Source organism: Sphingomonas sp. GW822-FHT03G08, from assembly GCF_058801135.1.
Map to the genome: position 1 here is coordinate 748,358 of NZ_JBXAMZ010000001.1, position 25,017 is coordinate 773,374.

23 protein-coding genes are annotated in these 25,017 nt (G+C 65.7%); 9 read left to right on the forward strand and 14 right to left on the reverse strand.

What is annotated here, in order from left to right; all coding sequences use genetic code 11:
* The first annotated feature begins 19 nt into the window (after positions 1-19).
* The gene (locus tag AC1RJ5_RS03245) at positions 20-1,012 is read left to right on the forward strand and encodes a YncE family protein (RefSeq protein WP_493111706.1); all 993 of its coding nucleotides are present in this window, start codon (positions 20-22) and stop codon (positions 1,010-1,012) included.
* A gap of 55 nt (positions 1,013-1,067) precedes the next feature.
* Here the strand turns inward: AC1RJ5_RS03245 and AC1RJ5_RS03250 are convergent, their stop codons facing one another.
* From AC1RJ5_RS03250 to AC1RJ5_RS03265, 4 genes are all read right to left on the reverse strand, one after another.
* Positions 1,068-1,751: a Fe2+-dependent dioxygenase gene (locus AC1RJ5_RS03250; protein WP_493111708.1), complete on the reverse strand. Its 684-nt coding sequence runs from the start codon at positions 1,749-1,751 to the stop codon at positions 1,068-1,070.
* Positions 1,745-2,320 (reverse strand): tetratricopeptide repeat protein, encoded by a 576-nt coding sequence (locus AC1RJ5_RS03255; protein WP_493111710.1) that lies wholly within the window; start codon positions 2,318-2,320, stop codon positions 1,745-1,747. Before AC1RJ5_RS03255 ends, AC1RJ5_RS03250 begins: the two co-directional genes overlap by 7 nt.
* A gap of 122 nt (positions 2,321-2,442) precedes the next feature.
* Entirely contained in the window at positions 2,443-4,923 is a 2,481-nt protein-coding gene (locus AC1RJ5_RS03260; protein ID WP_493111712.1) for a TonB-dependent receptor, read from the reverse strand.
* A 115-nt stretch (positions 4,924-5,038) separates the two neighbouring features.
* Positions 5,039-5,320, reverse strand: a complete 282-nt coding sequence (locus tag AC1RJ5_RS03265) for a type IV toxin-antitoxin system AbiEi family antitoxin domain-containing protein (RefSeq protein WP_269575115.1) — start codon at positions 5,318-5,320, stop codon at positions 5,039-5,041.
* Positions 5,321-5,591: 271 nt separating this feature from the next.
* Between AC1RJ5_RS03265 and AC1RJ5_RS03270 the strand changes: the two genes are divergently transcribed.
* Together AC1RJ5_RS03270 and AC1RJ5_RS03275 are read left to right on the forward strand one after the other, a co-directional pair.
* Positions 5,592-6,266 carry a response regulator transcription factor gene (locus AC1RJ5_RS03270; RefSeq protein ID WP_269575114.1) on the forward strand — a complete coding sequence of 225 codons (675 nt, stop codon included), beginning with the start codon at positions 5,592-5,594 and terminating at the stop codon, positions 6,264-6,266.
* Positions 6,266-7,591, forward strand: a complete 1,326-nt coding sequence (locus AC1RJ5_RS03275; RefSeq protein WP_269576440.1) for a sensor histidine kinase — start codon at positions 6,266-6,268, stop codon at positions 7,589-7,591. Before AC1RJ5_RS03270 ends, AC1RJ5_RS03275 begins: the two co-directional genes overlap by 1 nt.
* 444 nt (positions 7,592-8,035) lie before the next feature.
* Here AC1RJ5_RS03275 and AC1RJ5_RS03280 read toward each other — a convergent pair whose 3' ends face one another.
* The 8 genes from AC1RJ5_RS03280 to AC1RJ5_RS03315 form a co-directional block, all read right to left on the reverse strand.
* Positions 8,036-10,054, reverse strand: a complete 2,019-nt coding sequence (locus AC1RJ5_RS03280) for an ATP-binding protein (RefSeq protein WP_493111715.1) — start codon at positions 10,052-10,054, stop codon at positions 8,036-8,038.
* On the reverse strand, positions 10,054-10,509 hold the full coding sequence (locus tag AC1RJ5_RS03285; RefSeq protein ID WP_342250392.1) for a lysozyme inhibitor LprI family protein: 456 nt from the start codon (positions 10,507-10,509) through the stop codon (positions 10,054-10,056). Before AC1RJ5_RS03285 ends, AC1RJ5_RS03280 begins: the two co-directional genes overlap by 1 nt.
* A complete protein-coding gene (bioB, locus tag AC1RJ5_RS03290) occupies positions 10,506-11,498 on the reverse strand; it encodes a biotin synthase BioB (RefSeq protein WP_493111717.1) in 993 nt (330 codons plus the stop codon). Before bioB ends, AC1RJ5_RS03285 begins: the two co-directional genes overlap by 4 nt.
* Positions 11,495-11,839 (reverse strand): hypothetical protein, encoded by a 345-nt coding sequence (locus AC1RJ5_RS03295; RefSeq protein ID WP_342250391.1) that lies wholly within the window; start codon positions 11,837-11,839, stop codon positions 11,495-11,497. The genes bioB and AC1RJ5_RS03295 overlap by 4 nt, the downstream gene beginning before the upstream one ends.
* Positions 11,836-13,977, reverse strand: coding sequence for a methylmalonyl-CoA mutase (scpA, locus tag AC1RJ5_RS03300; protein WP_493111719.1), 2,142 nt, complete (start codon positions 13,975-13,977; stop codon positions 11,836-11,838). Before scpA ends, AC1RJ5_RS03295 begins: the two co-directional genes overlap by 4 nt.
* Before the next feature lie 147 nt (positions 13,978-14,124).
* On the reverse strand, positions 14,125-14,541 hold the full coding sequence (gene mce, locus AC1RJ5_RS03305) for a methylmalonyl-CoA epimerase (protein WP_493111721.1): 417 nt from the start codon (positions 14,539-14,541) through the stop codon (positions 14,125-14,127).
* The gene (locus tag AC1RJ5_RS03310) at positions 14,538-14,762 is read right to left on the reverse strand and encodes a hypothetical protein (protein ID WP_269575107.1); all 225 of its coding nucleotides are present in this window, start codon (positions 14,760-14,762) and stop codon (positions 14,538-14,540) included. The genes mce and AC1RJ5_RS03310 overlap by 4 nt, the downstream gene beginning before the upstream one ends.
* Positions 14,762-16,288 (reverse strand): acyl-CoA carboxylase subunit beta, encoded by a 1,527-nt coding sequence (locus AC1RJ5_RS03315; protein ID WP_493111724.1) that lies wholly within the window; start codon positions 16,286-16,288, stop codon positions 14,762-14,764. The genes AC1RJ5_RS03310 and AC1RJ5_RS03315 overlap by 1 nt, the downstream gene beginning before the upstream one ends.
* 261 nt (positions 16,289-16,549) lie before the next feature.
* On the opposite strand from AC1RJ5_RS03315, the gene AC1RJ5_RS03320 reads away from it, so the two are divergent.
* Together AC1RJ5_RS03320 and AC1RJ5_RS03325 are read left to right on the forward strand one after the other, a co-directional pair.
* A complete protein-coding gene (locus AC1RJ5_RS03320; RefSeq protein ID WP_493111726.1) occupies positions 16,550-17,950 on the forward strand; it encodes a helix-turn-helix domain-containing protein in 1,401 nt (466 codons plus the stop codon).
* Positions 17,951-18,001: 51 nt separating this feature from the next.
* On the forward strand, positions 18,002-18,760 hold the full coding sequence (locus AC1RJ5_RS03325; protein WP_493111728.1) for a class II aldolase/adducin family protein: 759 nt from the start codon (positions 18,002-18,004) through the stop codon (positions 18,758-18,760).
* A gap of 17 nt (positions 18,761-18,777) precedes the next feature.
* Here the strand turns inward: AC1RJ5_RS03325 and AC1RJ5_RS03330 are convergent, their stop codons facing one another.
* Positions 18,778-19,578, reverse strand: a complete 801-nt coding sequence (locus tag AC1RJ5_RS03330) for a DODA-type extradiol aromatic ring-opening family dioxygenase (protein WP_269575103.1) — start codon at positions 19,576-19,578, stop codon at positions 18,778-18,780.
* Positions 19,579-19,655: 77 nt separating this feature from the next.
* Here AC1RJ5_RS03330 and AC1RJ5_RS03335 point away from each other — a divergent pair, with 77 nt between their 5' ends.
* The 3 genes from AC1RJ5_RS03335 to AC1RJ5_RS03345 all read left to right on the forward strand — a co-directional run bounded on the left by AC1RJ5_RS03335 (position 19,656) and on the right by AC1RJ5_RS03345 (position 22,008).
* Positions 19,656-20,168, forward strand: a complete 513-nt coding sequence (locus tag AC1RJ5_RS03335) for a (2Fe-2S)-binding protein (RefSeq protein WP_269575102.1) — start codon at positions 19,656-19,658, stop codon at positions 20,166-20,168.
* Positions 20,169-20,287: 119 nt separating this feature from the next.
* The gene (locus tag AC1RJ5_RS03340; RefSeq protein WP_269575101.1) at positions 20,288-21,196 is read left to right on the forward strand and encodes an RcnB family protein; all 909 of its coding nucleotides are present in this window, start codon (positions 20,288-20,290) and stop codon (positions 21,194-21,196) included.
* Positions 21,197-21,306: 110 nt separating this feature from the next.
* Entirely contained in the window at positions 21,307-22,008 is a 702-nt protein-coding gene (locus AC1RJ5_RS03345) for a prolyl hydroxylase family protein (protein WP_269575100.1), read from the forward strand.
* A gap of 39 nt (positions 22,009-22,047) precedes the next feature.
* Here the strand turns inward: AC1RJ5_RS03345 and dapA are convergent, their stop codons facing one another.
* Positions 22,048-22,929, reverse strand: coding sequence for a 4-hydroxy-tetrahydrodipicolinate synthase (gene dapA / locus AC1RJ5_RS03350; protein WP_269575099.1), 882 nt, complete (start codon positions 22,927-22,929; stop codon positions 22,048-22,050).
* Between the two features lie 71 nt (positions 22,930-23,000).
* Here dapA and AC1RJ5_RS03355 point away from each other — a divergent pair, with 71 nt between their 5' ends.
* Positions 23,001-25,007: a lytic transglycosylase domain-containing protein gene (locus AC1RJ5_RS03355; RefSeq protein WP_493114626.1), complete on the forward strand. Its 2,007-nt coding sequence runs from the start codon at positions 23,001-23,003 to the stop codon at positions 25,005-25,007.
* The last annotated feature ends 10 nt before the right edge of the window (positions 25,008-25,017 follow it).

The window sequence follows — 25,017 nt, forward strand, 5'->3', positions numbered from 1 at the left end:
TCGACCGACGGAGAATCCCATGTGCCCGCTGTTCCTCGTACTCGCTTCGCTGCTTTCTACCACCGCCGCCGATGCGCCGAACTATGCCGTGACCGGCAGCATTGCGGGCCCCGATGGCGGTTGGGACTATGCCCGCGTCGATCCGGCGGCCCGCCGTCTTTATGTCGCGCGGGGCGACGGCGTGACTGCGATCGACCTGTCGACCGGCAAGCTCGTCGGCACGATCGGGAGCGCCAGCCGCGGCCATGCCGCGGTTCCGCTGGACGGCGGGCGGTTGCTCGTCACCAGCGGCAATGACGCGACGGTGCGTTTCTTCGATGTGAAGTCAGGCACCACGCTGGCTAGCATCGCCGTCGGCAAGAAGCCCGACGCGGCCATCCTGAGCGCCGATGGCCGCACCGCCTTCGTGATGAATGCGGATAGCGGATCGGTGTCAGAGATCGACACCGTCGCGATGAAGGTCACGCGCACCATTCTGGTGAAGCCAGCGCTCGAATATGGCGCGCTGGTCGGCACGACCCTGTATATCAACGACGAGGACGCGAACGAGATCGAGACGGTCGATACCGTCCGAGGCACCGTCAGCGACCCGATCGCGATGCCGGGCTGCGAGGGGCCGACGGGCCTTGCCTATGACGCCCCCCATGGCCGGCTGATCAGCGCCTGCGCCAATGGCAAGGCGGCGATCGTCGATGTGCATGCCGGGCGCATGACCGCGCTGGTCGATATCGGCGAAGGCGCGGACGCGGTACTGCTCGATCCGGCGCGCCAGCTCGCCTTCATTCCCTGCGGCAAATCGGGCGTGCTCGACATCCTGTCGCTTTCGGACAGTGTGGTGACCCGGACCGGCCGGGTCATTACCGAGCCCGGCGCCCGAACCGGCGCCCTCGATCCGGCCACCGGCACAATCTACCTGCCGACCGCCCGCTTCTCGCCGGCGCCTGCGGGTGAACGCCCATCGGCGATCCCGGGCTCCTTCCACATCCTCGTGGTGAAGCCGCAGCGAGGCTAGCCGCTGCCATCCGGCCACAAGCCGCGCGGTATGGCAAAGTCGGCCGCAACGCCCTTCAGGCGTCGGCCCAGCGGCGTAGGAGATTGTGGTAGACGCCGGTGAGCTCGATCACCGAGCGATCGTCATTGCCCAGCGTCGCCACCAGCCGCTGCACCGCCTGGTCCATCTCGAACAGGATGCGCCGCGCGCCATCGTCACGCACCATCGACTGGATCCAGAAGAAGCTCGCCACCCGCCGCCCGCACGTGACCGGTTCCACCCGGTGGAGGCTCGATGAGGGATAGAGGATCGCATGCCCCGCAGGCAGCTTGACCGATTGCGCGCCGAACTGCCCCTCGATCAGCAGCTCGCCGCCGTCATAGGCAGCGGGGTCCTCGAGGAACACGGTCATCGACAGGTCGCTGCGGATGCGGAAGTCGGTGCCGCGCTGGATGCGCACCGCATTGTCGACATGCGTGCCGAACTGCTGCCCGCCACCATAGCGGTTGAACAAGGGCGGGAAGACCTTGAGGGGCAGCGCCGCCGCGATGAACAGCGGCGAGCTACCCAAAGCGTCGAGAACCATCGCGCCGGCGCGGCGATGCGCGTCGCTGCCCTCGGGAAGCTGTTCATTGTCCTTCGCAAGTGCAGACTGCGCGCCCGAAGTGGCGTTGCCGTCCACCCATTCCGCAGCGTCGATGATTGCACGCAGCTCGGCCACCTGCGCGGGCGGGAACAGCTCGTGAATGGCGATCAGCATCGGAGCGCCTCCGCAAGCTCGGGCCAGGCCGAACCAAGGAGCCATCCCCGCATCTTTGCGGCGAAGGCGGGGGTCGCAGTGGTCCGGGCTTCGACGATCCAGCGCCGCGCTTCGGCAGGCTGCCCCTGGCCGAGCAGCATCCGGGCATGGTTGAACATGCCCCGGAAATCGCCGCCTGCGGCTGCCTGCGCATAGAAGCCGGCGGCCTTGGCCATGTCGCGTTCGACTACCCAGCCATCTTCATGGAAGCTGCCGACATAGTTGATCGCCTTGGCATTGCCCTGCCCCGCCGCCTTCTCGAACCAGGCGAGCGCGGCAGGCCGATCCTCGGCCAAACCTTCACCGAGCGTCAGCGCGGTCGCATAGTTGTACATACCCCAGTCGAGGCCCCGTTCGGCTGCGACACGGAAGCATTCGGCGGCGCGTGTTTTGTCGACGGGAGTACCCCAGCCCAGATCGTAGCAGCGCCCGACCATGTTGAGCGCCATCAGATGGCCCTGCGCCGCCGCCTTGTTGAACCAGGCAAAGCCCTCGCGTGCCTCCCCGGTATCGAGCAGCATCTGCCCCAAGACCGCCTGCGCCTCGGCAACGCCCTGCTCGGCACCCGCCCGAATGAGCGCTGCCCGCTCCTCCGGCGAACCAGAGAGGCGGGCAGCGACCTCGTGGGAGGCAAGGCTGTTGACGTCCTCGCTCAGAACTTCACCCCGAGCGTGGCGAAAGCCGAACGACCCGGCGCGATCGAGGCATAATGCGCCGTATAGGCCTGCGGGAAATAGACCTTGTCGGTCAGGTTCTGCACGTTGACGCTCACATCGAAATGCTCGTTGATCGTGTAGCCGATACGGGCGTCGAAGCGCCAATATTCGGGCACGGTACGGATCAGCACCTTGGTGGCGGGGTTCACGGTAACGACGCCAGCCGCGTTCTGGGTCGCGGTGCGATTGTCCGCATAGCCGCCGAACACGCGGCTCATGTAGAAGGCACCGCCCCCGATGCTCAGGCCCTTGGTGGGCGTGACGTTCGCCCAGAGGGTGAAGCTGTCCTTGGCGGTCTGGGTCGCCTGGCGTCCATTGTTCACCGACGGGACCAGCACGACCTTGGCCGCCTGTGCGCCGACCGCTGCTGCCGTCAGTGCGGTGAATCCGCCATCGACGATCTTCGGATCGAGATGGGTGTAGCCGCCGAACACGTTCAGCCACTTGGTGACGTTGCCGTTGAAGCTGAACTCGATGCCGCGGATGCGGCGCTTGCCGATGAACTGCACCGTATTGTCCTCGCCGGTGGCGCGGGCGTTGTCGGTGTCGGTCTGGAACGCGGCGAGCGTCAGCGAGAGCTGATTGTCGAACAGCCCGGCCTTGGCACCAATCTCATAGCTCTTGGTCTTCTCGACCTTGAGGCTGTCGAGCAGCGCGAGGTTCGCCGTCGTGTTCGTCGTCGGCAGCGCATTCGCTTCCTGGCCTTCGCCGAGCAGGCTATTCGGCGGCGTGGCTGCCGTCGCGTAGCTCGCATAGAGGCTGGTGTTGCGGGTCGGCTTGAACACCAGGCCAGCCTGCCAGTTGAAGATATTGTCGGTGCGCTCAAGGCTGAAGCCCTGGCTGCCTGCCGGGATGGCCGGAGTCAGCTTCGAGGTGAAGCGATCGAAGCGTCCGCCCAGGTTCAGGATCAGCGACGGCGCCAGCGTGATCGAGTCGAAGGCATAGGCCGAGAGCGTGTGCGCGTCGTTCTGGATCTCGGTGGTCTGGCCACCCTTTACCACCGGCACCACCGTCGTCCCGGTGTCGCTGTTATAGTTGACCCACGGATCGTTCGGGTTCGGGTTGAACAGGCTGGTGCAGTAGAAGCGTGCGAGCGCCGCCGGCGTGCAACGCGGGCTGATGCCCGACCCACTGGCGGTTACATAGGTGCCGCGCCGCGCCTTCTCCCAACTGATCTCGAAGCCGGTCGCGAAGCTGTGCTTGATCGAACCAGTCTCGAAGCTGCCAAACAGATCGGTCTGGTTGGTCAACGCCTCGGCATAGCCGTAGCGCGTATTGTTGCGGCGCCAGACCAGGCCGCCCGCCGTGGCCGTGGCTGCGGCGTTGGTGCCATAGACATTGCCCTGCTGGTCGTCGGGCTGGGTGTAGATATAGTTCTGCTCGTTGTAGCTGTAGCGGCTGCTGTTGCGCAGCGTGACGCCGCCAAAGTCATGCTCGACGCGCAGGGTCGCCTGATGGGTATAGGCGTCGCGGAAGTCGCGGCTCTTCAGGCCGTAGAAGCTGCTGCGGTCGACATGGCCGGTCACACCCGCGATCGTCTTCACATCGCCCATTGCCGGCTCGGAGTAGATCTCGCCCGTGCCTGGCGCGTTACCGATCGTGTAGAGATAGGGGATGCCGCTGTCCGGCAGCTCATGCGTCTCGAGATAGTAATAGGACGCAGTCAGTCGGGTGTCGGTGCCAAGTCCGATCGTCACCGAAGGCGCCACGCCCCAGCGACGCTGCCAGATCGCATCGCGACCGGCGAAATCCTGATCATGCCACATCGCCGCGACGCGCACGCCGACGGTGCCGCCCAGATACTGGTTCACGTCGAGCGAGGCGTGCTTGTAGTCGGCCGTGCCGACACTTGCGCTGGCGCGGACGAAGTTGGTCGCCTGCGGGGTCTTGGTGATGATGTTAATCGAGCCGCCGGCGCTGCCGCGGCCGCCCAGCGTCGAATCCGAGCCGCGCACGACCTGGACCTGCTCGATCGCGAAGGTGTCGCGCGCCTGCGCGGCAGTATCGCGGACACCGTCGACAAAGGTCGAGCCCTGGCTGTCGAAGCCACGGATGAAGGGGCGGTCACCGACCGGGTTGCCGCCCTCGGCAGCACCGAAAGTGATGCCCGGCACCGTGCGCAGCGCGTCCGCGAGCGTGGTCGAGCCTGTCTGGTCGATCACGTCCTTGGGCAGGACGATCACCGAGCGCGGGGTATTCTCCAGCGTCGCAGTCGCCTTGGGGCCCTGCAGCTCGGTGCGGGCGCCGGTGACGATGATCTGCTCGCGATCCTGCGCGCTGCGGTCCTGGCCATCCTTGCTGTCGTTCGCGGGCGCCGGATCGTTCTCGGCTGCATAGGCAGTCGCCGAGGTGGCGATGAACCCCACACAGGCAAGCGCGAGGAAGGACACGCCGGAGCGCGTGGCGGAAACGGTCATAGAAGAAACCCCTTTGCTCAATATCTCGACAGCGGCCTTATGATCTGGCTGTCACTTATGATTCTAAGTCGCATTAGCGATAAAGGCGAAGATTTCGCCGATATTCCAATGGCTTCTAGGAAAGAACGTGATCGAAACGCGGTGCCAGCCGCGACCGGCCATGCGCGACACGCTCCAGAATGCCGCGCTGCCGCAGCTGGCTCGCATAGGCCGCCGAGATGCCGGCCTCCCGCAACTCGGCGGCGGAAACCGTACCGCGCCCACGAAGGCGCTTGATCACCTCGCCAGCGCATAGCGCTTCGCGCGAAGAGGCTGCCGGCACGCCCACAGCGGCCCGAATTCGCCGGGCGGCAGCGCCGCGCATGGCAATTTCGGTGAGCACTATGGCTTGCGGCATCTGGGTTTCCTGCGACAGCTAATGCGACTTGATCGCAACTAAGTGTCGCCTTTACGCTTCGCGGCCAGCCTGCCAATCGGCAAAGCACAACATTGGGATATTGTATGGAAATGCCAATGTTATCCCAATGTTTTGGCTCGACGCCCTTCCTGGTTAGGCCGGCAACCCGCCCGGCATCGAGGCTGAAGCGGCACATCCAGCCGGGGAGTATTCGGTCGAACGCAACACCGGCGGTTGGCATCGGGTGCCGGTCCGGCGATAGAGTTCGGAAATGCGTATTCTGATCGTGGAGGATGATCCCGAGACCCGCGCCTTCATTGCGCGTGGACTCACCGAGAGCGGCCATGTCGTCGTGGCGGCGAACGACGGCCGTGACGGGCTTTTCCATGCCACCGATGGCAGCTTCGATGTGCTGATCATCGATCGTATGGTGCCGGCACTCGATGGGCTTTCGCTGGTCAGGATGCTGCGCACCGGCAATTGCGCTACGCCCGTCCTGATGCTGACTGCGATGGGCAGCATCGACGACCGTGTCGAGGGACTGGAAGCCGGGGCCGACGACTATCTGGTCAAGCCTTTCGCCTTTTCCGAACTGGCGGCGCGGGTCCAGGCGCTCGCCCGGCGCCCTGTCCTCCAGGCCGATCCGGCGCGGATGACGGTAGGCGACATCGATCTGGACTTCGCGCGTCGCCAGGTGCGCCGCGGTGGACGGAAGGTAACGTTGCAGCCGCGCGAATTCCTGCTGCTGGCCGAGTTGATGCGCCATCCGGGCCGCATCGTGACTCGCACCATGTTGCTGGAGCGGGTCTGGGATCTCGACTTCGAGCCTCGAACCAACATCGTCGAGACCCATCTCAGCCGCCTGCGCACCAAACTCAACGCCGGGTTCGACGAGGACGCCATCGAGACCGTCCGCGGTGCGGGCTATCGGATGCGCGCGGATTGATGCGCTTCGGTCGCTCCACCTTCGGACTTGCGGCGCTGATCAGCATCGTGCTGACGCTCGGCACCCTTGCGATCGGCCGCGCTGCCTATTGGATCACCCATGAGGCGATCGAGCGGGAGCTCGACCATCGGGTCGATACCGAGACGCGCGCGCTTCTTGTCGAGCCGGGCGCAGACCGCGGCGTGGCGATCGGGGCCGCCATCGCGCGGAGACTGGCGGCACCAATCGCCAATGACCTGGACTATCTGCTGGTCGATCGCGCGGGAAAGCGGCTGGCGGGCAATCTGGATCCGAAGACGAAGCTCGTTCCAGGCTATGAGGAATTCTTCCGCGCGCGCGACGGTACCGTCGGTCAGGCAATGACCACCCGCCTGCCCGACGGGACGCTGCTGATCGTCCGGGCAGACCGGGCAGGCCTGCGCGCGATCGATGGCCGCCTGCGCGAGCTGTTCAACTGGTCGATCGGTGCGATGCTGCTTCTCGGCCTGGGTGGCGCCTGGACCCTGGGCGCGCTGACCCGGGCGAGGCTGCGCAGGATGGATCGTACCGCGCTTGCGATCATTGACGGGGATCTGGGCCAGCGCATGCCGGTCAGCGGATCGGGTAACGAGTTCGACCGGCTCGCCACGACGCTGAACCAGATGCTCGACCGTATCGCCGCCCTGATGCTCAACTTGCGCCAGGTCTCGAGCGATATCGCGCATGACCTGCGAACGCCCCTTACCCGGCTGCGCCATCGGCTAGAGGAAGCCGCAGAGGGTGGCGATTCCGATCGGTCGGCCGCCATCCAATCCGCGATCCTCCAGGCCGACGAGATGCTCGACATTTTCTCCGCGCTGCTGCGCATTTCGGAGGTCGAGGGGCTCGGCATACGCAAGCATTTCCGCAGCATCGACCTGAGTGCGACACTCACCGACTTCGCCGAAACCTTTCGTCCGGATGCCGAGCAGCGCGGCCATCTATTCGAGATCGACGTGCAACCAGGCATCACCGTGCGAGGAGACCGGCGCCTGCTGATCCAACTGATATCGAACCTGCTCGACAACGCGCTGCAGCACACTCCGGCCGGCACCCGGATCCGGCTCTCGGCCAGCAGGAACGAGCGGGAGATAAGGCTCGCCGTCAGCGACGACGGTCCTGGCGTGCCCGCGCAGGCTCAGGCGCGCCTGTTCGAACGGTTCAGCCGAGCGGATACCAGCCGTTCCTCGACCGGGCACGGGCTGGGCCTCGCGCTTGTGGCGGCAATCGCGACCGCCCATCATGGGACGGCAAGCCTCGCAACAGGCCCCGACTTCGGCATCGACGTCATCCTTCCGCTGCCCTGACCCGAAGCTGCAACCGCAGGCTGGTTGCTGCCGAAGCGGGTCCGGCCAGCCTTGGTCCACCGACATCGAAGCAACGCTTCCGTGCCGTGAGCAGCAGAATTCGTCGCGTTCATTCGATCCGATACACCGTGTGGACCATGCTCCGGACGAAGCATGGAACCTCGGCATTGAAAGCAGGATCGAGCGCGAAATCGTCTTGTCGGCCCGTCCAAACGCCGTTTGATCCGGCGGCGCGACACCGGGCCCGTCGCGCTGTTCGTCATCCTCGTCGCAGCCACATTGCCGGTAAGGCGCCCTGACGGCATCGATTGTCCGTCCGGGCCTTCAGCAAAGGCTGCTGCAACCCTGCGGACGGGCAAATGACCCCGCCTTGCCCGCAGGAGCCATTGTTCCCAGCCCGGCAAAGGGCGGCGCCGCGTGTGGTTCCGCGGCGCCGCCCTTCCCTTATTCGAACTCGAGAATCGCTGCGTCGACCGCCAGGCTGTCGCCGGGCCCGAAATTGGCGGCCTTCACCACCGCGGCCTTCTCGGCGCGCAGGATGTTCTCCATCTTCATGGCTTCCACCACCGCAAGCGGCTGGCCGGCCTCGACCCTGTCGCCGGGCGACACATGGAGCTGGGTAAGCAGGCCCGGCATCGGCGCGAGCAGGAACTTGCTCATGTCCGGCGGCACCTTCTCGATCATGTGATGCCGGAACTGCGCGATGTGCGGCGGGTAGACTTCGACCAGGTGCGAGGCGCCGTGCGCAGTAAGCTTCCAGGCGGCCCCCTTGCGCACCACCCCGACGCTGAGCGGCGCCCCGTCGACCGTCGCGGAAAGGATCAGATTGTCCGCCTGCCATTCGCCGTCGATCTCGATCGGCTGGCCATCGACGGTGACGTCCTCGTCCACCACGACCGCGAACCGCTCGCCTCCGATCAGTACCACGCGTTCCTCGCCGACATCGACCGGGCCGTTGAGCTGCCCCGAGGTCGCCGCGGCGCGCTCGGCGCGTTCGAGGTCGATCACTGCCGCCAGTGCCGCCAGCTTGCGCTTCAGAGCGTCCGATGCCGGCGCACCGTGGAAGCCCTCCGGATATTCCTCGGCGATGAACCCGGTAGTGATCGCGCCCGAGCGGAAACGCGGATGCTGCATCAGCGCGGAGAGGAAATCTATATTATGGCCGATGCCGTCGATCCGGAACCGGTCGAGCGCCGTGACCTGCAAATCGGCAGCCTCATCGCGCGTCTCGCCCCAGGTCACCAGTTTGGCGATCATCGGATCGTAGAACATCGAGATCTCGCTGCCCTCGGTCACGCCGTCGTCAACGCGGACATAGCCGTGGTCGCCGCGCGTGCCAGGCACGCCATAGGGCGTCTCCTCGCTCGCGGGCGGGCGATAGCGCACCAGCCGGCCGGTGCTCGGCAGGAAGCCCCGATAGGGATCTTCGGCATAGACGCGGTTCTCGATCGCCCAGCCGGTCAGCTTGATGTCGTCCTGGGTGAAGGCCAGCTTCTCGCCATAGGCGACGCGGATCATCTGCTCGACCAGATCGAGCCCGGTCACTGCCTCGGTCACCGGATGCTCGACCTGCAAGCGGGTATTCATTTCGAGGAAGTAGAAGCCCTGCCCGGTCTTGTCGGCACCCGAGACGATCAGCTCGACCGTGCCGGCGCTGAAATAGCCCACCGCGCGCGACAGCGCGACGGCCTGCTCGCCCATCGCCTTGCGCATTTCGGGCGACACGAACGGCGATGGCGCTTCCTCGACCACCTTCTGGTGGCGCCGCTGGATCGAGCATTCGCGCTCGCCGAGATAGACGATGTTGCCATGTTGGTCGCCCAGCACCTGGATCTCGATATGGCGCGGGCTCTCGATGAACTTTTCGATGAACACGCGGTCGTCGCCGAAGCTCGCCAGGCCCTCACGCTTGGTCGCCTCGAAGCCCTCGCGGACATCGGTTTCGCTCCAGGCAAGCCGCATGCCCTTGCCGCCGCCGCCGGCCGAGGCCTTCATCATCACCGGATAGCCGATCTCGTTCGAGATGCGGACGGCATGCTCGGTATCCTCGATCACGCCGACGAAACCGGGCACGACGTTGACGCCAGCGGCCTTGGCCAGCTTCTTGGACTCGATCTTGTCGCCCATCGCCGCGATGGCCCTGGGCGGCGGCCCGACAAAGGCGATCCCGGCCTCGGCGCAAGCCCTGGCGAAGCTCTCGCGCTCGGAGAGGAAGCCATAGCCGGGATGGATGCAATCGGCCCCGGTCTCCTTGGCGGCCAGCAGGATCAGCTCGGCCTTGAGATAGGACTCCGCCGCCGGCGCCGGCCCCAGCCGCACCGCTTCATCCGCCATCAGCACATGCGGGGCACGGGCATCAGCGTCCGAATAGACCGCCACGGTGGCGATCCCCATCTTCTTGGCGGTGCGCATGACGCGGCATGCGATCTCGCCCCGATTGGCGACCAGGATCTTCTTGAACATCAGTTATTTGGCTCCACGTATTCACGCAGCTGCTTGGTTCGTTCCTGAGTAAGTTCGGTCAGGCAACCGTTGCGCATAAGCGGCCACATCGATCCGCCGATTTCGCGCGGCCCCGTTGTCGCCGCACAATGCGCATCGCGGAACGTGATCCAGGCACGCTGCGCGACCAGGAGCCTGCCATGCTCCTTCGGATCGCCCAGAACCTCGGTTCCTCCGCGCTTCGCAAACCCCGCTGCCCTGCTCCAGGCCTGGTTCATCGCGATATCCGCGCGCAGGAAGTCCCGGTAGGAACAGATATTCATTTCGGACTGGGTCCTCTGCGTCTCGCAATCGACCCGCCGCACCTTTAGCGATTCCGCAAGCCGGCACTGATCCTGCGCAATGATGCCGACAGCCTTGCCGCAATCCGGCCCTGACGCCACCGCTTGCGCGAGGAAGAGGGCGGCCAGGATCACTCCGCCGCCTCCAGCTCCACCTTCACCTCGGCCTGCATCGGCACCACGCCCAGCCGGGCGAACAGCGCCGAATCCCTGTCGTCGCCGGCATTGCCCGCGGTGAGCAGCTTGTCGCCGGTGAAGATCGAGTTGGCGCCGGCCAGGAAGCACAGCGCCTGGGTCGCGTCGCTCATGCTCTCGCGGCCGGCCGACAGGCGGACCATGCTCTCCGGCATCGTGATCCGCGCCACCGCGATCGTGCGGACGAACTCGATATCGTCGATCTGCGCCAGCGGCGTGTCGGCGAGCATGTTGCCCAGCACCGTGCCCTTGATCGGCACCAGCGCGTTCACCGGCACGCTGCCCGGATGCACCGGCAGCGTCGCCAGCGCATGGATGAAGCCGACCCGGTCCGGCCGGGTCTCGCCCATGCCGACGATGCCGCCGCAGCAGACGTTGATCCCCGCCTCGCGGACATGCTCGAGCGTGTCGAGCCGCTCCTCGAACGTCCGGGTGGTGATCACTTCGGCATAACGCTCGGGCGAGGTGTCGATGTTATGGTTGTAGTAATCGAGCCCGGCATCGGCGAGCATCTGGGCCTGCTTCTCGCTGAGCATGCCCAGCGTCATGCAGGTTTCCATGCCCATCGCGCGGACGCCCTGCACCATCTCGACGATGGCGGGCATGTCGCGATCCTTGGGATTGCGCCAGGCGGCGCCCATGCAGAAGCGCGACGAGCCGTGATCCTTGGCCTGGGCCGCAGCCTGCAGCACCTGGCGCACGTCCATCAGCTTGGTTGCCTTCAGGCCCGTCTCGGCCGAGACCGACTGGCTGCAATAGCCGCAATCCTCCGGGCAGCCGCCGGTCTTGATCGAGAGTAGCGTCGAGAGCTGCACCTCGTTCGGCGCGTGGTTGGCGCGATGGACCTCGGCGGCGCGGAACACGAGTTCGGTGAACGGCAGGTCGAACAGCGCGGCGATCTCGTCGCGGGTCCAGTCATTACGGGTCATGGTTGCAGGGTCCGGGTAAAAAGATAAACGAACATGCCGACCCCGACGGAAAGCAGCACGGGTGCGGCGATCCGGCAGAGGTTCAGGCTCTTGTGCACTGGCCTGCGCTGGAAGCGCGCGCGGACGATCTCTCCGGCGCCCGAGAAGGACAGCAGCCCCGCCAGCGCAAGCACCAGCAGCACCGCGATGACCGCATTGGGCGGCAGGTTCTTGCCACCGGATACCAGCGCGAGCACGCCGCCCAGCGAGACGATGCACAGCGAGGTCAGGTGCTTGAAATAGTCGTAGAGCAGGGTCTCGCCGTCGCCGGCTTCCACCAACTCCTCATCGATTTCGCTCATTCGGCGGCTTCCTCCACAGGGGGCATATTGTGCCCTAGGAGCCTGAGCACTTCTTCGGCGGCTTTGACAAGGTTGGTGCCCGGCCCGAAGATCGCCTGCACGCCGGCTTCGCGCAGGAACTCATAGTCCTGCGCGGGGATCACTCCGCCCGCGATCACCTTGATGTCCGCCCTGCCCGCATCCTGCAGCTCGCGGATCAGCTCGGGGATCAAAGTCTTGTGGCCCGCGGCGAGGCTGGAGGCACCGACGACATCGACATCGCTCTCGATCGCCAGCGCCGCGGCTTCCTGCGGGGTCTGGAACAGCGGGCCCGGCACCACTTCGAAGCCGAGGTCGCCGAACGCCGAGGAGACGAGGTTCGCGCCCCGGTCATGCCCATCCTGGCCCATCTTGGCGACGAGTATGCGCGGCTTGCGGCCGAGGCGGCGTTCGGTGGCGTTCACGCCATCCTTGAGGCGCTCCCAGGTCACGTCGTCCTGATAGGCACCGCCATAGATGCCCTGCACCGGCGTCGGCTTGGTGGCATAGCGCCCGAAGCCCGCCTCCATCGCCGCGCTGATCTCGCCGAGCGTGGCACGCGCACGCGCTGCCTCGACTGCCAGCGCGAGAAGATTGTCGCCGCCCCGCGCGCCCTCCTGCAGCGCAAACAGTGCCGCCTGGCAGGCGGCTTCGTCGCGCGATGCCTTCACCCGCTTGATCCGCGCGATCTGCGCCTCGCGCACGGCATGGTTGTCGACATCGAGGATGTCGATCGGCTCTTCCTCGGCCTTGCGATACTTGTTGACGCCGACGATCACCTGCTCGCCGCGATCGATCCGCGCCGCGGTCGCCGCAGCAGCCTCCTCGATCATCGCCTTGGGCCAGCCGGCCGCCACGGCCTTGGCCATGCCACCCTCGGCCTCGACGCGCTCGATGATCTCCCAGGCTTTGTCGACCAGCTCCTGGGTCAGGCTCTCGATATAGTAGGAGCCACCCAGCGGATCGACGACATTGCACATGCCGGTCTCCTCCTGGATGACCAGCTGGGTGTTGCGCGCGATGCGGGCCGAGAAGTCCGTCGGCAGCGCGATCGCTTCGTCGAGTGCGTTGGTGTGCAGGCTCTGCGTGCCGCCCAGCATCGCCGCCATCGCTTCGATCGTGGTGCGGATGACGTTGTTGTAGGGGTCCTGCTCGGTCAGCGAGACGCCGCTGGTCTGGCAGTGCGTGCGCAGCATCTTGCTCCGCTCGTCCTGCGCCCCCAGCTTCGTCATCACCCGGTGCCAGAGCACACGAGCTGCCCGCAATTTCGATACTTCCATGAAGAAGTTCATACCGATTGCGAAGAAGAAGCTCAGACGCCCTGCAAACTTGTCGATATCCAGCCCGCTGGCGACACCATACTTCACATATTCCATGCCGTCGGCGATGGTGAAGGCGAGCTCCTGCACCTGCGTCGCCCCGGCTTCCTGCATATGATAGCCGGAGATCGAAATGCTGTTGAATTTCGGCATGTTCGCACTGGTATATGCAAAAATGTCCGAGATGATCCGCATGCTCGGTTCGGGGGGATAGATATAGGTGTTGCGGACCATGAACTCCTTGAGGATGTCGTTCTGGATGGTCCCGTCGAGCAGGCTCCGGTCGACGCCCTGCTCCTCGCCCGCGACGATGAAGAAGGCGAGGATCGGGATCACCGCGCCGTTCATCGTCATGGAAACCGACATCTGATCGAGCGGGATCCCGTCGAACAGGATCTTCATGTCCTCGACACTGTCGATCGCCACGCCCGCCTTGCCGACATCGCCGGTGACGCGCGGATGGTCGCTGTCATAGCCACGGTGGGTGGCGAGATCGAAGGCGACGCTCAGCCCCTTCTGCCCGGCCGCCAGGTTGCGGCGGTAAAAGGCGTTGGATTCCTCCGCGGTCGAGAAGCCGGCATATTGGCGGATCGTCCAGGGCCGCCCGGCATACATCGACGCGCGCACGCCGCGCGTGAACGGCGCGAGGCCCGGCAGGCCGGGATCGATCCCGGCCACGTCCTCGGCCGTATAGAGCGGCTTGACCTCGATGCCCTCGGGCGTGTGCCAGGTCAGGTCGCGGCCCTTCACTTCCTTCGAAGCGGCGGCAGACCATTGGTCGAGTGTCGGCTTGTCGGTCAAACTCCTTCTCCCCTTGTGGGAGAAGGAAGGGGCCCGCTGATGCAATCAGCGGGAAGGATGAGGGGGACGTGGGGAGACACAGCCCCCTCACCCTTCCGCGACTGCGTCGCTCCCTCCCTCTCCCGCAAGGGGAGAGGGAATACAGGATCAATGATCACGCGGCGTCTCCATAATCTCGGTCAGCACCCCGCCCATGTCCTTGGGGTGGACGAAGAAGATCGGCGTGCCATGCGCGCCGATGCGCGGCTCGCCGAGCACCTTGGCGCCCTTCGCCTCGAACCAGGCCTTGGCTTCGTGGATGTCGGGCACCTCGTAGCAGAGGTGATGCTGCCCACCCGCCGGGTTCTTCGCCAGAAAGCCGTGGATCGGCGAGCTTTCGCCCAGCGGCTCGATCAGCTCGATCTGGCTGTTCGGCGTATCGACGAAGCAAACCTTCACGCCCTGCGCCGGCAGGTCGAACGGTTCGCGGATCACCTCCGCGCCCATCACGTCGCGGTAGAAGGCGATCGACGCTTCGATCGAAGGCGTCGCAACGCCGACATGGTTGAGGCTGCCGAGTTTCATAGTCCGTTTCTCGCAATCAGGCTCAAAGTCGCGAATGAAAACACGCCCATCCCAGCGAAGATCGCGACCAGGATCGCAAACCATAGCCAAAACGACTTGGGCGATCTGGTGCGTTCAATGAAACCGGCCTGAAATCGCACGCGTCCTTCCGCGATTCCTCGCCTGATCTCCCAGCCCGAAACCAGCATGCCACCCAAGGTCAAGGCGAGCAGGAAGCCCATTACAGCGGAATATTGTCATGCTTCTTCCAAGGGTTCTCGAGCTGCTTGTTGCGCAGCTTCCGAAGCCCCAGGGCGATCCGCCGGCGCGTCGAATGCGGCATGATCACTTCGTCCACGAAACCCTTCGATGCCGCAACGAACGGATTGGCGAAGCGTGCCTCATATTCGGCGGTCCGCTCGGCGATCTCCTCCGGCGTACGCCCACGGAAGATGATCTCCACGGCACCCTTGGCGCCCATCACCGCGATCTCGGCAGTCGGCCAGGCATAGTTGAGGTCGCCGCGCAGATGCTTCGAGGCCATCACGTCATAGGCGCCGCCATAGGCCTTGCGCGTGATGACGGTGATCTTGGGCACTGTCGCCTCGGCATAGGCGTAAAGCAGCTTGGCACCGTGCTTGATGATGCCGCTATGCTCCTGGCCGACACCCGGCAGGAAGCCCGGCACATCGACAAAGGTCACGATCGGGATCCCGAACGCGTCGCAGAAGCGCACGAACCGCGCCGCCTTCTTCGAGCTGTTGATGTCGAGGCACCCGGCCAGCACCATCGGCTGGTTGGCGACCACGCCCACCGTGCGCCCCTCGATCCGGCCGAAGCCGATCAGGATGTTGCCGGCATGGCTCGGCTGCAGCTCGAAGAACTCGCCCTCGTCGAGCGTCTTCTTGATGAGCTCGTGCATGTCGTACGGCTGGTTCGCGCTCGGCGGGATCAGACTGTCGAGGCTGGGCTCGAGGCGATCCCAGGGATCGTCGCTCGGCCGCTCGGGCACCTCTTCGCGGTTCGAGGCGGGAAGGAAGTCCACGAAGTCGCGGGCCGCGAGCAGCGCCTCGATATCATTATCGAAGGCCACGTCGGCGACCCCCGACTTCGTGGTATGCGTCACCGCACCACCCAGTTCCTCCTGCGTGACGATCTCGTTTGTAACGGTCTTCACTACATCTGGGCCGGTGACGAACATGTACGATGAATCCTTCACCATGAAGATGAAGTCGGTCATCGCGGGGGAGTAGACCGCGCCGCCGGCGCACGGGCCCATGATCAGGCTCAGCTGCGGCACCACGCCCGATGCCAGCACGTTGCGCTGGAACACCTCGGCGTAGCCACCGAGCGACGCGACACCCTCCTGGATGCGTGCGCCGCCGCTGTCGTTGAGCCCGATCACGGGCGCGCCGACCTTCATCGCCATATCCATGATCTTGCAGATCTTCTGCGCGTGACGTTCGCTGAGCGAACCGCCGAACACGGTGAAGTCCTGGCTGAACACGAAGACGAGGCGGCCGTTGATCGTGCCCGATCCGGTAACGACGCCGTCACCAGGGACGATCTGGTCCTGCATGCCGAAGTCGACGCAGTTGTGCTCGACATACATGTCGAGTTCTTCGAACGATCCCTGGTCGAGCAGCACTTCGATCCGCTCACGCGCGGTGAGCTTGCCCTTGGCGTGCTGCGCGTCGATCCGCTTCTGCCCACCGCCCAGGCGGGCGGCAGCGCGGCGGCGTTCCAGTTCCTCGATCGTCGACGACATGCGGTTCCCCTTGGAATTGGCTGCCTCTGCATCGGGACATGCGTCCTTCGCAAATGCAATGTTGCAAAGTTGTATCGTGCGGGTTTGCAGATATACTGCGGACATGCGCAGATCGCTCCGCCTCGCCCTTCTTGTCCCCCTCCCTGCAAGGGAGGGGCTGGGGGTGGGTACTTGCCCGCGATACGGAGGGACCAAGTTCATCGGTGGAAGTATCGCCAGGCCCACACCCACCCCTAACCCCTCCCTTCCAGGGAGGGGGATTTGACGACCTCCCCCCGCCGCCGAGTCTTCGAAGGTTTTCGCCTGCGCGAGCTGCGCAAGCGCGCGGGGATCAGCCAGGCAGCCATGGCCGCGCGGCTCGGCATCTCGGTTTCCTATCTCTCGCAGATCGAGAACAACGACCGGCCGATCACCGATATCGTGCTGGTAGCGCTGTCCCGCGAATTCCCGCTCGAGCCGTTCGGTGACGCCGAGTCCAGCACCTCCCTGCTCCGCACGATCGATGCCGCCACCGATGCCAGCGTCCCCGCCGAGCGGATGGAGGAAAGCGATGTCCGTCGTGGGATCGAGCAACAGCCCCTGCTCGCCCGCCGCATGGTCGCGCTCCACGAAGCCTGGCGCCGCAGCCAGGAACAGCTTCGCGTGCTCGACGACCGCTACGACAGCGGCTCGAGTGATGCAGCCCCGCTCCCCTGGGAGGAGGTACGCGACTGGTTCCAGGCCGAGGGCAACTATATCGACGCCGTCGATCGCTCGGCCGAGACGCTCGCCGGCGACCTCGATCCCGATCGCCCCACCCGGGGACTGGAGGATCGCCTGCGCTGGCACGGCGTGCGCGTGGTCGGCGAGGATGGCGACGGCAGCCAGCTCAGCCGTTTCGATCCGCGGGACCGCACCCTCGCGGTCAACAGCGCGCTTCCGCCAGAGAGCCGTGCCTTCCTGCTTGCGCACCGGCTGGTCCGCTATGAGTTCGAGAATGAGATGCGCCAGGTGGTCGACGACGCGGGCCTGGCCTCGCCCGCTGCTCGAGAACTGCTCAACATCGGCCTGGCCAATTATGCCGCCGGTGCGCTGCTGATGCCCTATGGCGCGTTCAGGGATACCGCGCGCGACGTCCGCCACGACATCGATCGCCTGCGCCAGCGCTTCGGGGTGAGCTTCGAGCAGGCCTGCCACCGGCTCTCGACACTCCAGCGCCCGGGCGCCGCCGGCCTGCCCTTCTTCTTCTGCCGGGTCGACATGGCCGGCAACATCACCAAGCGGCATTCGGCGACGCGCCTGCAATTCGCGGCGCTGGGCGGCGCCTGCCCCCTCTGGGTGGTACATGAGGCAGTGGCGATCCCCGACCGAATCCTGGTCCAGCACGCCGAGATGCCCGACGGCACCCGCTACGTCTCGATGGCGAAGGGTCTGGTGAAGCCTTCGGGCAGCTACGCCCGCCCCTCGCGCCGCTATGCGGTGGCGCTGGGTTGCGAGGAGCTGCACGCGGCCGACTTCGTCTATGCCGACGACCTCAAGCCCGGCGGCGCGGCCACACCGATCGGCGCCAGCTGCCGCATCTGCCCGCGCACCGATTGCGACCAGCGCGCCTTCCCGCCCGCCGCCTCCGCCATCGCCATCGATCCGGACCGGCGCAGCGTGGTGCCTTACGCCTTCCGCTAGGCCTCCCGACGTGGCATACCCGATCCACGAAAAAGCCTTGGGAGAGGTAACATGGCCACCGCGCTGGCAAGCAAAGTAATGACCGAAGCCGAGTGGGAGGCGCGCCAGCAGCTCGCGGCCTGCTACCGGGTGTTCGACATGCTCGGCTGGTCCGAGATGATCTACAACCACATCACGCTGAAGGTGCCGGACGAGGAAGGCGCGTTCCTCATCAATCCGTTCGGGCTGCACTTCTCCGAGGTGAAGGCCTCCAACCTCGTCAAGATCGACATCGACGGCAACAAGCTCGACGACTCACCCTATCCGGTGAACCGCGCCGGCTTCGTCCAGCATTCGTTGTTCCACCGCCACCTGCCCGACGCGCATTGCATCGCGCATACCCACACCACGGCGGGCATGGCGGTCGCCAGCGTCGAGGGCGGCCTGCGCCCGACCAATTTCTACGCCTGCAACTTCGCCGGCCAGATCGCCTATCACGACTTCGAGGGCGTCACGGTACGTGACGAGGAAGGCGAGCGACTGCTCGCGCATCTCGGCGACAAGCGGGTGATGCTGCTCAAGAACCACGGCATCCTGGTGATGGGCCGCACCGTGCCCGAGGCGTTCATCAAGCACTGGTCGCTCCAGCGCGCCTGCGAGATCCAGATCGCCACCGCCTCGATGGGCGAGCCGCTGGTGGTGCCGGACGAAGTCGTGGCAGTGCACCAGCGCGACCTCCATATGGCGCAGGTTCCCGGCGGCCCGGGCGCGGCGGACTTCGCGGCAATGGTGCGGCTGGTGGACCGGACGGACAAGAGCTGGCGGGAGTAGCGCCTTGGGTGTCGGAGCTAGCCGAAGCGGTAGCCCGACACCGTCCATCCCATCACATGGTCTCGGTAATCGCACACCGCCGGCCCCTCGCCGCCCGCGCCGAGCGCGACCATCAGCGGAAGGAGATGCTCCTCACGCGGATGCGCGAAATGGGCGTGGGGCAGCTTGTCCCAGGCAGCGACACGCTCGGCCCGGCGCGCCGGATCGGCATCGGTCACCGCCGCGGTAAGCGCGTCATCCCATTCGTCGGCGACCGGCGTTACCTGCGGCCCGCGGGCGCGCAGGTTGTGGAAGCTCATGCCCGAGCCGACGATCAGCACGCCTTCATCGCGCAGCGGTGCCAGCGCCTTGCCCAGCGCGATATGGTCGGCGGGATCGAGGTCCTTGCGCAGCGAGAGCTGGACGAGCGGGATGTCCGCCCCCGGCACTGCGACCATCATCGGGATGAACACGCCGTGATCCCAGCCGCGCTCCCGCTCCTCGCCCACCGGGAAACCGGCGCCCTCGAGCAGTTCCTTCACCCGCACCGCGACTTGCGGCGAGCCGGGCGCATCCCAGCGCAGGCGATAGGTGTGCTCCGGGAAGCCATAATAGTCGAACAGCAGGGGCTGGCCGTTGCCGGCATGCACCGTGACCTGCTCCTCCTCCCAATGGCCGGAGATCAGCAGGATCGCCCTGGGCTTCTCCGGGAGCGAGTCGATCAGCCCGGCCAGATAGGCCTGCATCGGCTGCCACATCGGATCCGGAGGACCACCATTGGGGTCCATGAAGAAACAGGGGCCGCCGCCATGGGGCACGAAGAGCGTGGGAAGTGTCATGCACTGGATGTCGCGTGCGCCACGGCCCGGCGCAATGCCGGTTTCGGAAACGGCTGGTTTCCCGCTACACCCCTCCCATGACTCGCTTTACCGTCAACAACCAGCCGGTTGCCTACAAGATGGACCCGCGCACGCCCCTGCTCTGGGCATTGCGCGACGCGTCGAACCTCACCGGCACCAAATATGGCTGCGGCACCGGCGATTGCGGCGCATGCACCGTCGATGTCGATGGCACCGCGCGGCTCGCCTGCGAAGTGACGATCGGCGCGCTTGAAGGCACGTTCGTCACCACGATCGAGGGCCTGTCCAAGGATCGCAGCCATCCGGTGCAACAGGCGCTGATCGCCGCCAACGTGCCCCAATGCGGCTATTGCATCCCGGGCGTGGTGATGGCCGCATCCACCCTGATCCGCGCAAACCGCAATCCCAGCGAGTCGGACATCAAGGAAGCGATCCCCAATATCTGCCGCTGCGGCATTTACCCGCGACTGATGGAAGCGATCCAGAATGCCGCCCGCATCGCCCGTGGCGACGCGCCCGAGCCTGCATCGCCACCCGCCGCTCAGGAGGACCAGCCGGCGGAACCCTGAACTATTTCAGATGCTTTCAATAAGCTGACAGATGAATTCAGAGTCATGTCAGCCACTGGGCTTTAGAGAGTGTTTACCCTCGAAGCCCGGCGTGTGTGCCGGTCCAGCGGAGACACTAGATGAAGAAGACCTTGCTCGCGGCGATCATCGCCGCAACTGCTCTGGTCCCGCCGGCACTGGCGCAGGACCGTGGCCGCCACTGGGGTGGCGGCGACCGCAACGGCGGCAATTCGGGCGCCTCGCAGCCCTCTCAGGATCGTGGCGATCGCGGGAACCGCGGTGATCGTGGTGATCGCGGCGGCAACCGTGGTGGCTGGGGCCAGTCCTCGGCCCCGCAGCAGCAGGCGCAACCCCAACCCCAGCAGCAGCCGCGTCGCGACTGGAATGGCGGCGGCAATGTCGGCAACGGCTGGGGCCGTGGCGGCTGGAACCGTGGTGGCGGCCAGCCCGGCGGCCAGCAGGTTTCCCCGCCCCAGGCCCAGCCGCAGCAGCGCTGGGACGGCAATCGCGGCGGCAATGACCGGCGCGACTGGAACCGCGACAATAATCGCGGCGGCCAGTGGGATCGCGGCAACCCGAACTGGAACGATCGCAACCGCGATCGCAACTGGAACAATGATCGCCGCGGCAACGACTGGAACCGCAACAACGATCGCGGCTGGAACGACCGCAACCGCGGCTGGGACAACAATCGCGGCTGGGGCGGCAATCGCGGGAGCTGGAGCAACAGCTGGCGCAACGATCGCCGCTATGACTGGCGCGGCTACCGCACCTCGAACCGCAGCCTCTACCGTCTGCCGCGCTATTATGCGCCGTCGGGCTGGGGCTATGGCTATCGTCGCTTCGGGATCGGCTTCACGCTGAACTCGATCCTGTTCTCGTCGCAATACTGGATCAATGATCCCTATTATTACCGCCTGCCGGACGCGTACGGCCCCTATCGCTGGGTCCGCTACTACAACGACGCCCTTCTGGTCGATGTGGACACCGGCGAAGTGGTCGACGTGATCTACGACATCTTCTGGTAAGCCAGCCCGCATCTTGCCAGACAGAGGAGGCCCGGCCCGCAAGGACCGGGCCTCTTGCTTTTGCAGCCCGCAGGCGCGAATTGGCCGGTGTGAGCAAGCAAGTCGGCAAAGTGTCGGGAACCCCGTCCCCCAATCGCGCGCGCATCGGCCGCGAAGTGGTGGCGAAGCTGGAAGCCAATCCCGCGGTCAAGCGCGCGAAGGTGGAGACCGCGCAGATCTTCACCTATCCCGATTTCCTCAGCGACGCGGACTGCGACATCCTGGTCGGCATGATCGATGAGTCCGCCCGGCCCTCCACGCTGCTCGCGGCGCATGAGGATCCCGAATTCCGCACCAGCAGCTCCACCGATCTCGATCGCTGGGCTGCCGATGTCTGGCGCATCGACGACCACATCGCCAATGTGCTGGGCCTTCCGCCAGCCAATGCCGAAACGCTGCAGGGCCAGCGCTACGCCCCCGGCCAGCAGTTCCGCGCGCATTGCGACTATTTCCACGAAGGCGCGGAATATTGGGAGAAGATGCTAGAATTCGGCGGGCAGCGCACCTGGACCGCGATGATCTACCTCAACGATGTCGAGGAGGGCGGCGCCACCTGGTTTCCGCGCGCCGGCGTCCGCTTCCGCCCGAAAAAGGGGCTGATGCTGATGTGGAACAACATGATGGAAGACGGCACGCCGAACTATGACACGCTGCACGAAGGCATGCGCGTGCTTGAGGGCACCAAATATATCGTGACCAAGTGGTTCCGCGAGAACGCCTGGATCCGCGGCCATGTGCCGACCTACTACGCAGGCGGCGAACAGCGGACTTAAGGTCTAAACTCCCCTCCCTGGAAGGGAGGGGAATAAGAGCTAGACCAGGCCCGCAAACTCCAGCGCGGCGTCCACGGCCTTGCGGCTCGCTTCCCCCGCCGGCGTCATCGGAAGGCGCAGTTCCTCCGGGAAGCCTTGGCGCACGCGGGTCATTGCGTATTTCACCGGGCCGGGCGACGCATCGGTGAACATCGCGATATGCAGCGGATAGAGCCGGTCGTGCAGTTCCAGCGCCAGCGCGTGGTTGCCCGCCGCCCAGGCGGCCTGGAACTCGGCGCAGAGCTTTGGCGCGACATTGGCGGTCACCGAGATGCAGCCCGTGCCGCCCATCGCATTGAACGCCAGCGCCGTCTCGTCATTGCCCGAAAGCTGGATGAAGTCGTGGCCACAGCCTGCACGCTGCTCGGAAACGCGGGCGAGCGCGCCTGTCGCATCCTTCACGCCGATGAACTTGCCCGGAAACGCCTTGACGATCCGCGCCATCGTCGCGGGCTGGATGTCGGTCACGGTGCGACCCGGCACATTGTAGAGCACGATCGGCAGCTCAGCCTTCTCGGCGATCGCCGCGAAATGCTGGAAGATGCCTTCCTGGCTCGGCCGGTTGTAATAGGGCGGGACCATCAGCACCGCATCGGCGCCGGCATCCTGCGATGCCTTCACATTCTCGATCGCGACCAGCGTGTCGTTCGAACCGGCACCGGCGAGCACCGGCACACGGCCTTTCGCCTGGTCGGCACAGACGCGGACGACTTCGAAATGCTCGTCTTTCGGCATCGTCGCGGCCTCGCCGGTGGTGCCGCACGGCACCAGCCCGGCAGAGCCCTCAGCAATCTGCCATTCAACGAACGCACGATAATCTTCATCCGCGAAGATGCCGCTACGGAACGGCGTCACAAGCGCGGGAATGGAGCCGGAAAACATGGTCTCAAAATCTTCCCTAATTCCCCAATTCGGGGCTGGCAGATAGGAGCGACACGCGTATCATGTCCAGTATGCTTGCTCCGCTGCTCAAAAGTGCGTTGCTGTTCGCGGGCGTTTCCGGGCTCGCCGTCTCGTCGCAGCTCACGCAGGAACAGATCCAGTGGTACAAGGTGGCGCTCGAAGCCGGCGTTCCCCGCGTGCCCCCGCCCTATATCCAGGCCGATCAGCTCGGCGACGCGCTGATCGAATGGAAGCGCCTGCAGCAGTCGGATAACTATCCCTTTTCCGACTACGCCAACTTCCTGCTCATGCATCCCGGCTGGCCCGGTGAGAAAAGCCGCCGCGCCGCTGCCGAGACGGTGCTGGAAAGCGGCACCTGGGCCCCAGGGCTGGTCATCCGCTTCTTCGAGCGCTTCCCGCCGCTGACCGCCGCCGGCCGCATCCGCTATGCCGAAGCGCTCGCGGCTTCCGGCAAGCGCGCCGAGGCCGAACAGCAGGCACGCCAGGCCTGGCGTCACGGCGTGCTGCGCCCGCGCGACGAAACCGCGCTGCTCGCCGGCTTCTCGGCCGCGCTCACCCCGGCGGATCATGATGCGCGTATGGACCGGCTGCTCTGGGCAGGCTCGCTCAGCGCGGCGCAGCGCCAGCTCGCCTATGTCTCGCCGGCGATGCGTCCGGTCTTCGATGCCCGAATCGCCTTCCGCACCAAGGCGGCGGATGCCGATGTGAAGGGCTCGAACGCGCTTGCGCTCGGCCGCACCAATCCCGGCTTCATCGCCGATCGCGCGATGTGGTTGCGCGATACCGGCCAGAGCCCGGCGATGCGCGCCTATCTCGCCCAGCCGCGCCAGCTCGCTTCCACGCCCGGCGACGCCGAGGAGTGGATGGAAGTGCTGCTTACCGCGGCGCGCGGCGCCCAGTCGGATGGGCAGTTCAGCCTCGCCTATCAGATCGCCAGCCAGGTCGATGACGCGTTCCCGGCGGGCACCGATATCAGCGCCCAGCCGCTCGGCGAGCGCGACGACTATACCAGCCTCACCTGGCTGGCGGGCACCGTGGCGTTCAACAATCTCGGCCGCAGCCGCGACGCGGTCGGCATGTTCGATCGCTATGGTCATGGCTCGAAGACGCCGACAACCCAGTCCAAGGGCTTCTACTGGGCCGGCCGCGCCGCCGAAGCCTCTGGCGACCAGACCGGGGCGACCAGGTTCTACACCCAGGCCGCCGGCTTCCCCGACGTCTTCTATGGCCAGCTCGCCACCGAGCGGCTCGGCAATCCGCTCAAGCGCCCGCCCGATTTCAACGCACGGGTCGGCGATCCGGCGGTGCGCGATGCCTTCTTCAAGAAGGAGACGGTGCGCGCCGCACAGCTGCTCGGCACGATGGGCAATCGCCAGGACCAGGGCCTGTTCATCCGCCAGATCGCCAATGATGCGACTTCTGACAGCGACCATATCCTCGCCGCCGAGCTGAGCCGCGCGATCGGCCGCCCGGACCTGGGCGTGCTGGTCGGCAAGAGCGCGCTGCAGAACGGCCTGTCGGACTATACCGCGGCGGGCTACCCGACCGTGGCGGTGCCGGCATCGCAGCAGGATTACTGGACGATCGTCCACGCCATCGCACGCCAGGAAAGCCAGTTCGATCGCGACGCGGTCAGCCATGCCGGCGCGCGCGGGCTGATGCAGCTGATGCCGGGCACGGCCCGCGAGGTCTCGACCAAGCTGGGCATGAGCTACAGCCCCGGCACGCTCAATTCCGATACCGACTACAACATCCAGCTCGGCTCGACCTATTTCCAGCGGATGTACAATCTCTACGGCAGCTATCCGCTGGCGATCGCGGCCTACAACGCCGGCCCGGGCAATGTGAACAAGTGGATCCGCGCCAATGGCGACCCCCGCCTGCCCGGCGGTGACATTGTCCAGTGGATCGAGCAGATCCCGATCTTCGAGACGAAGAACTACGTCCAGCGCGTGATCGAGAACGCCGTGGTCTACGACCTGCTCAACCCCGAGCGCTCGCGCTCGCGCGGGCCGGCGAACACCAGCTGGTATCTGGGCAAGAACAAGCCGGGCTGATAGTCCGGGC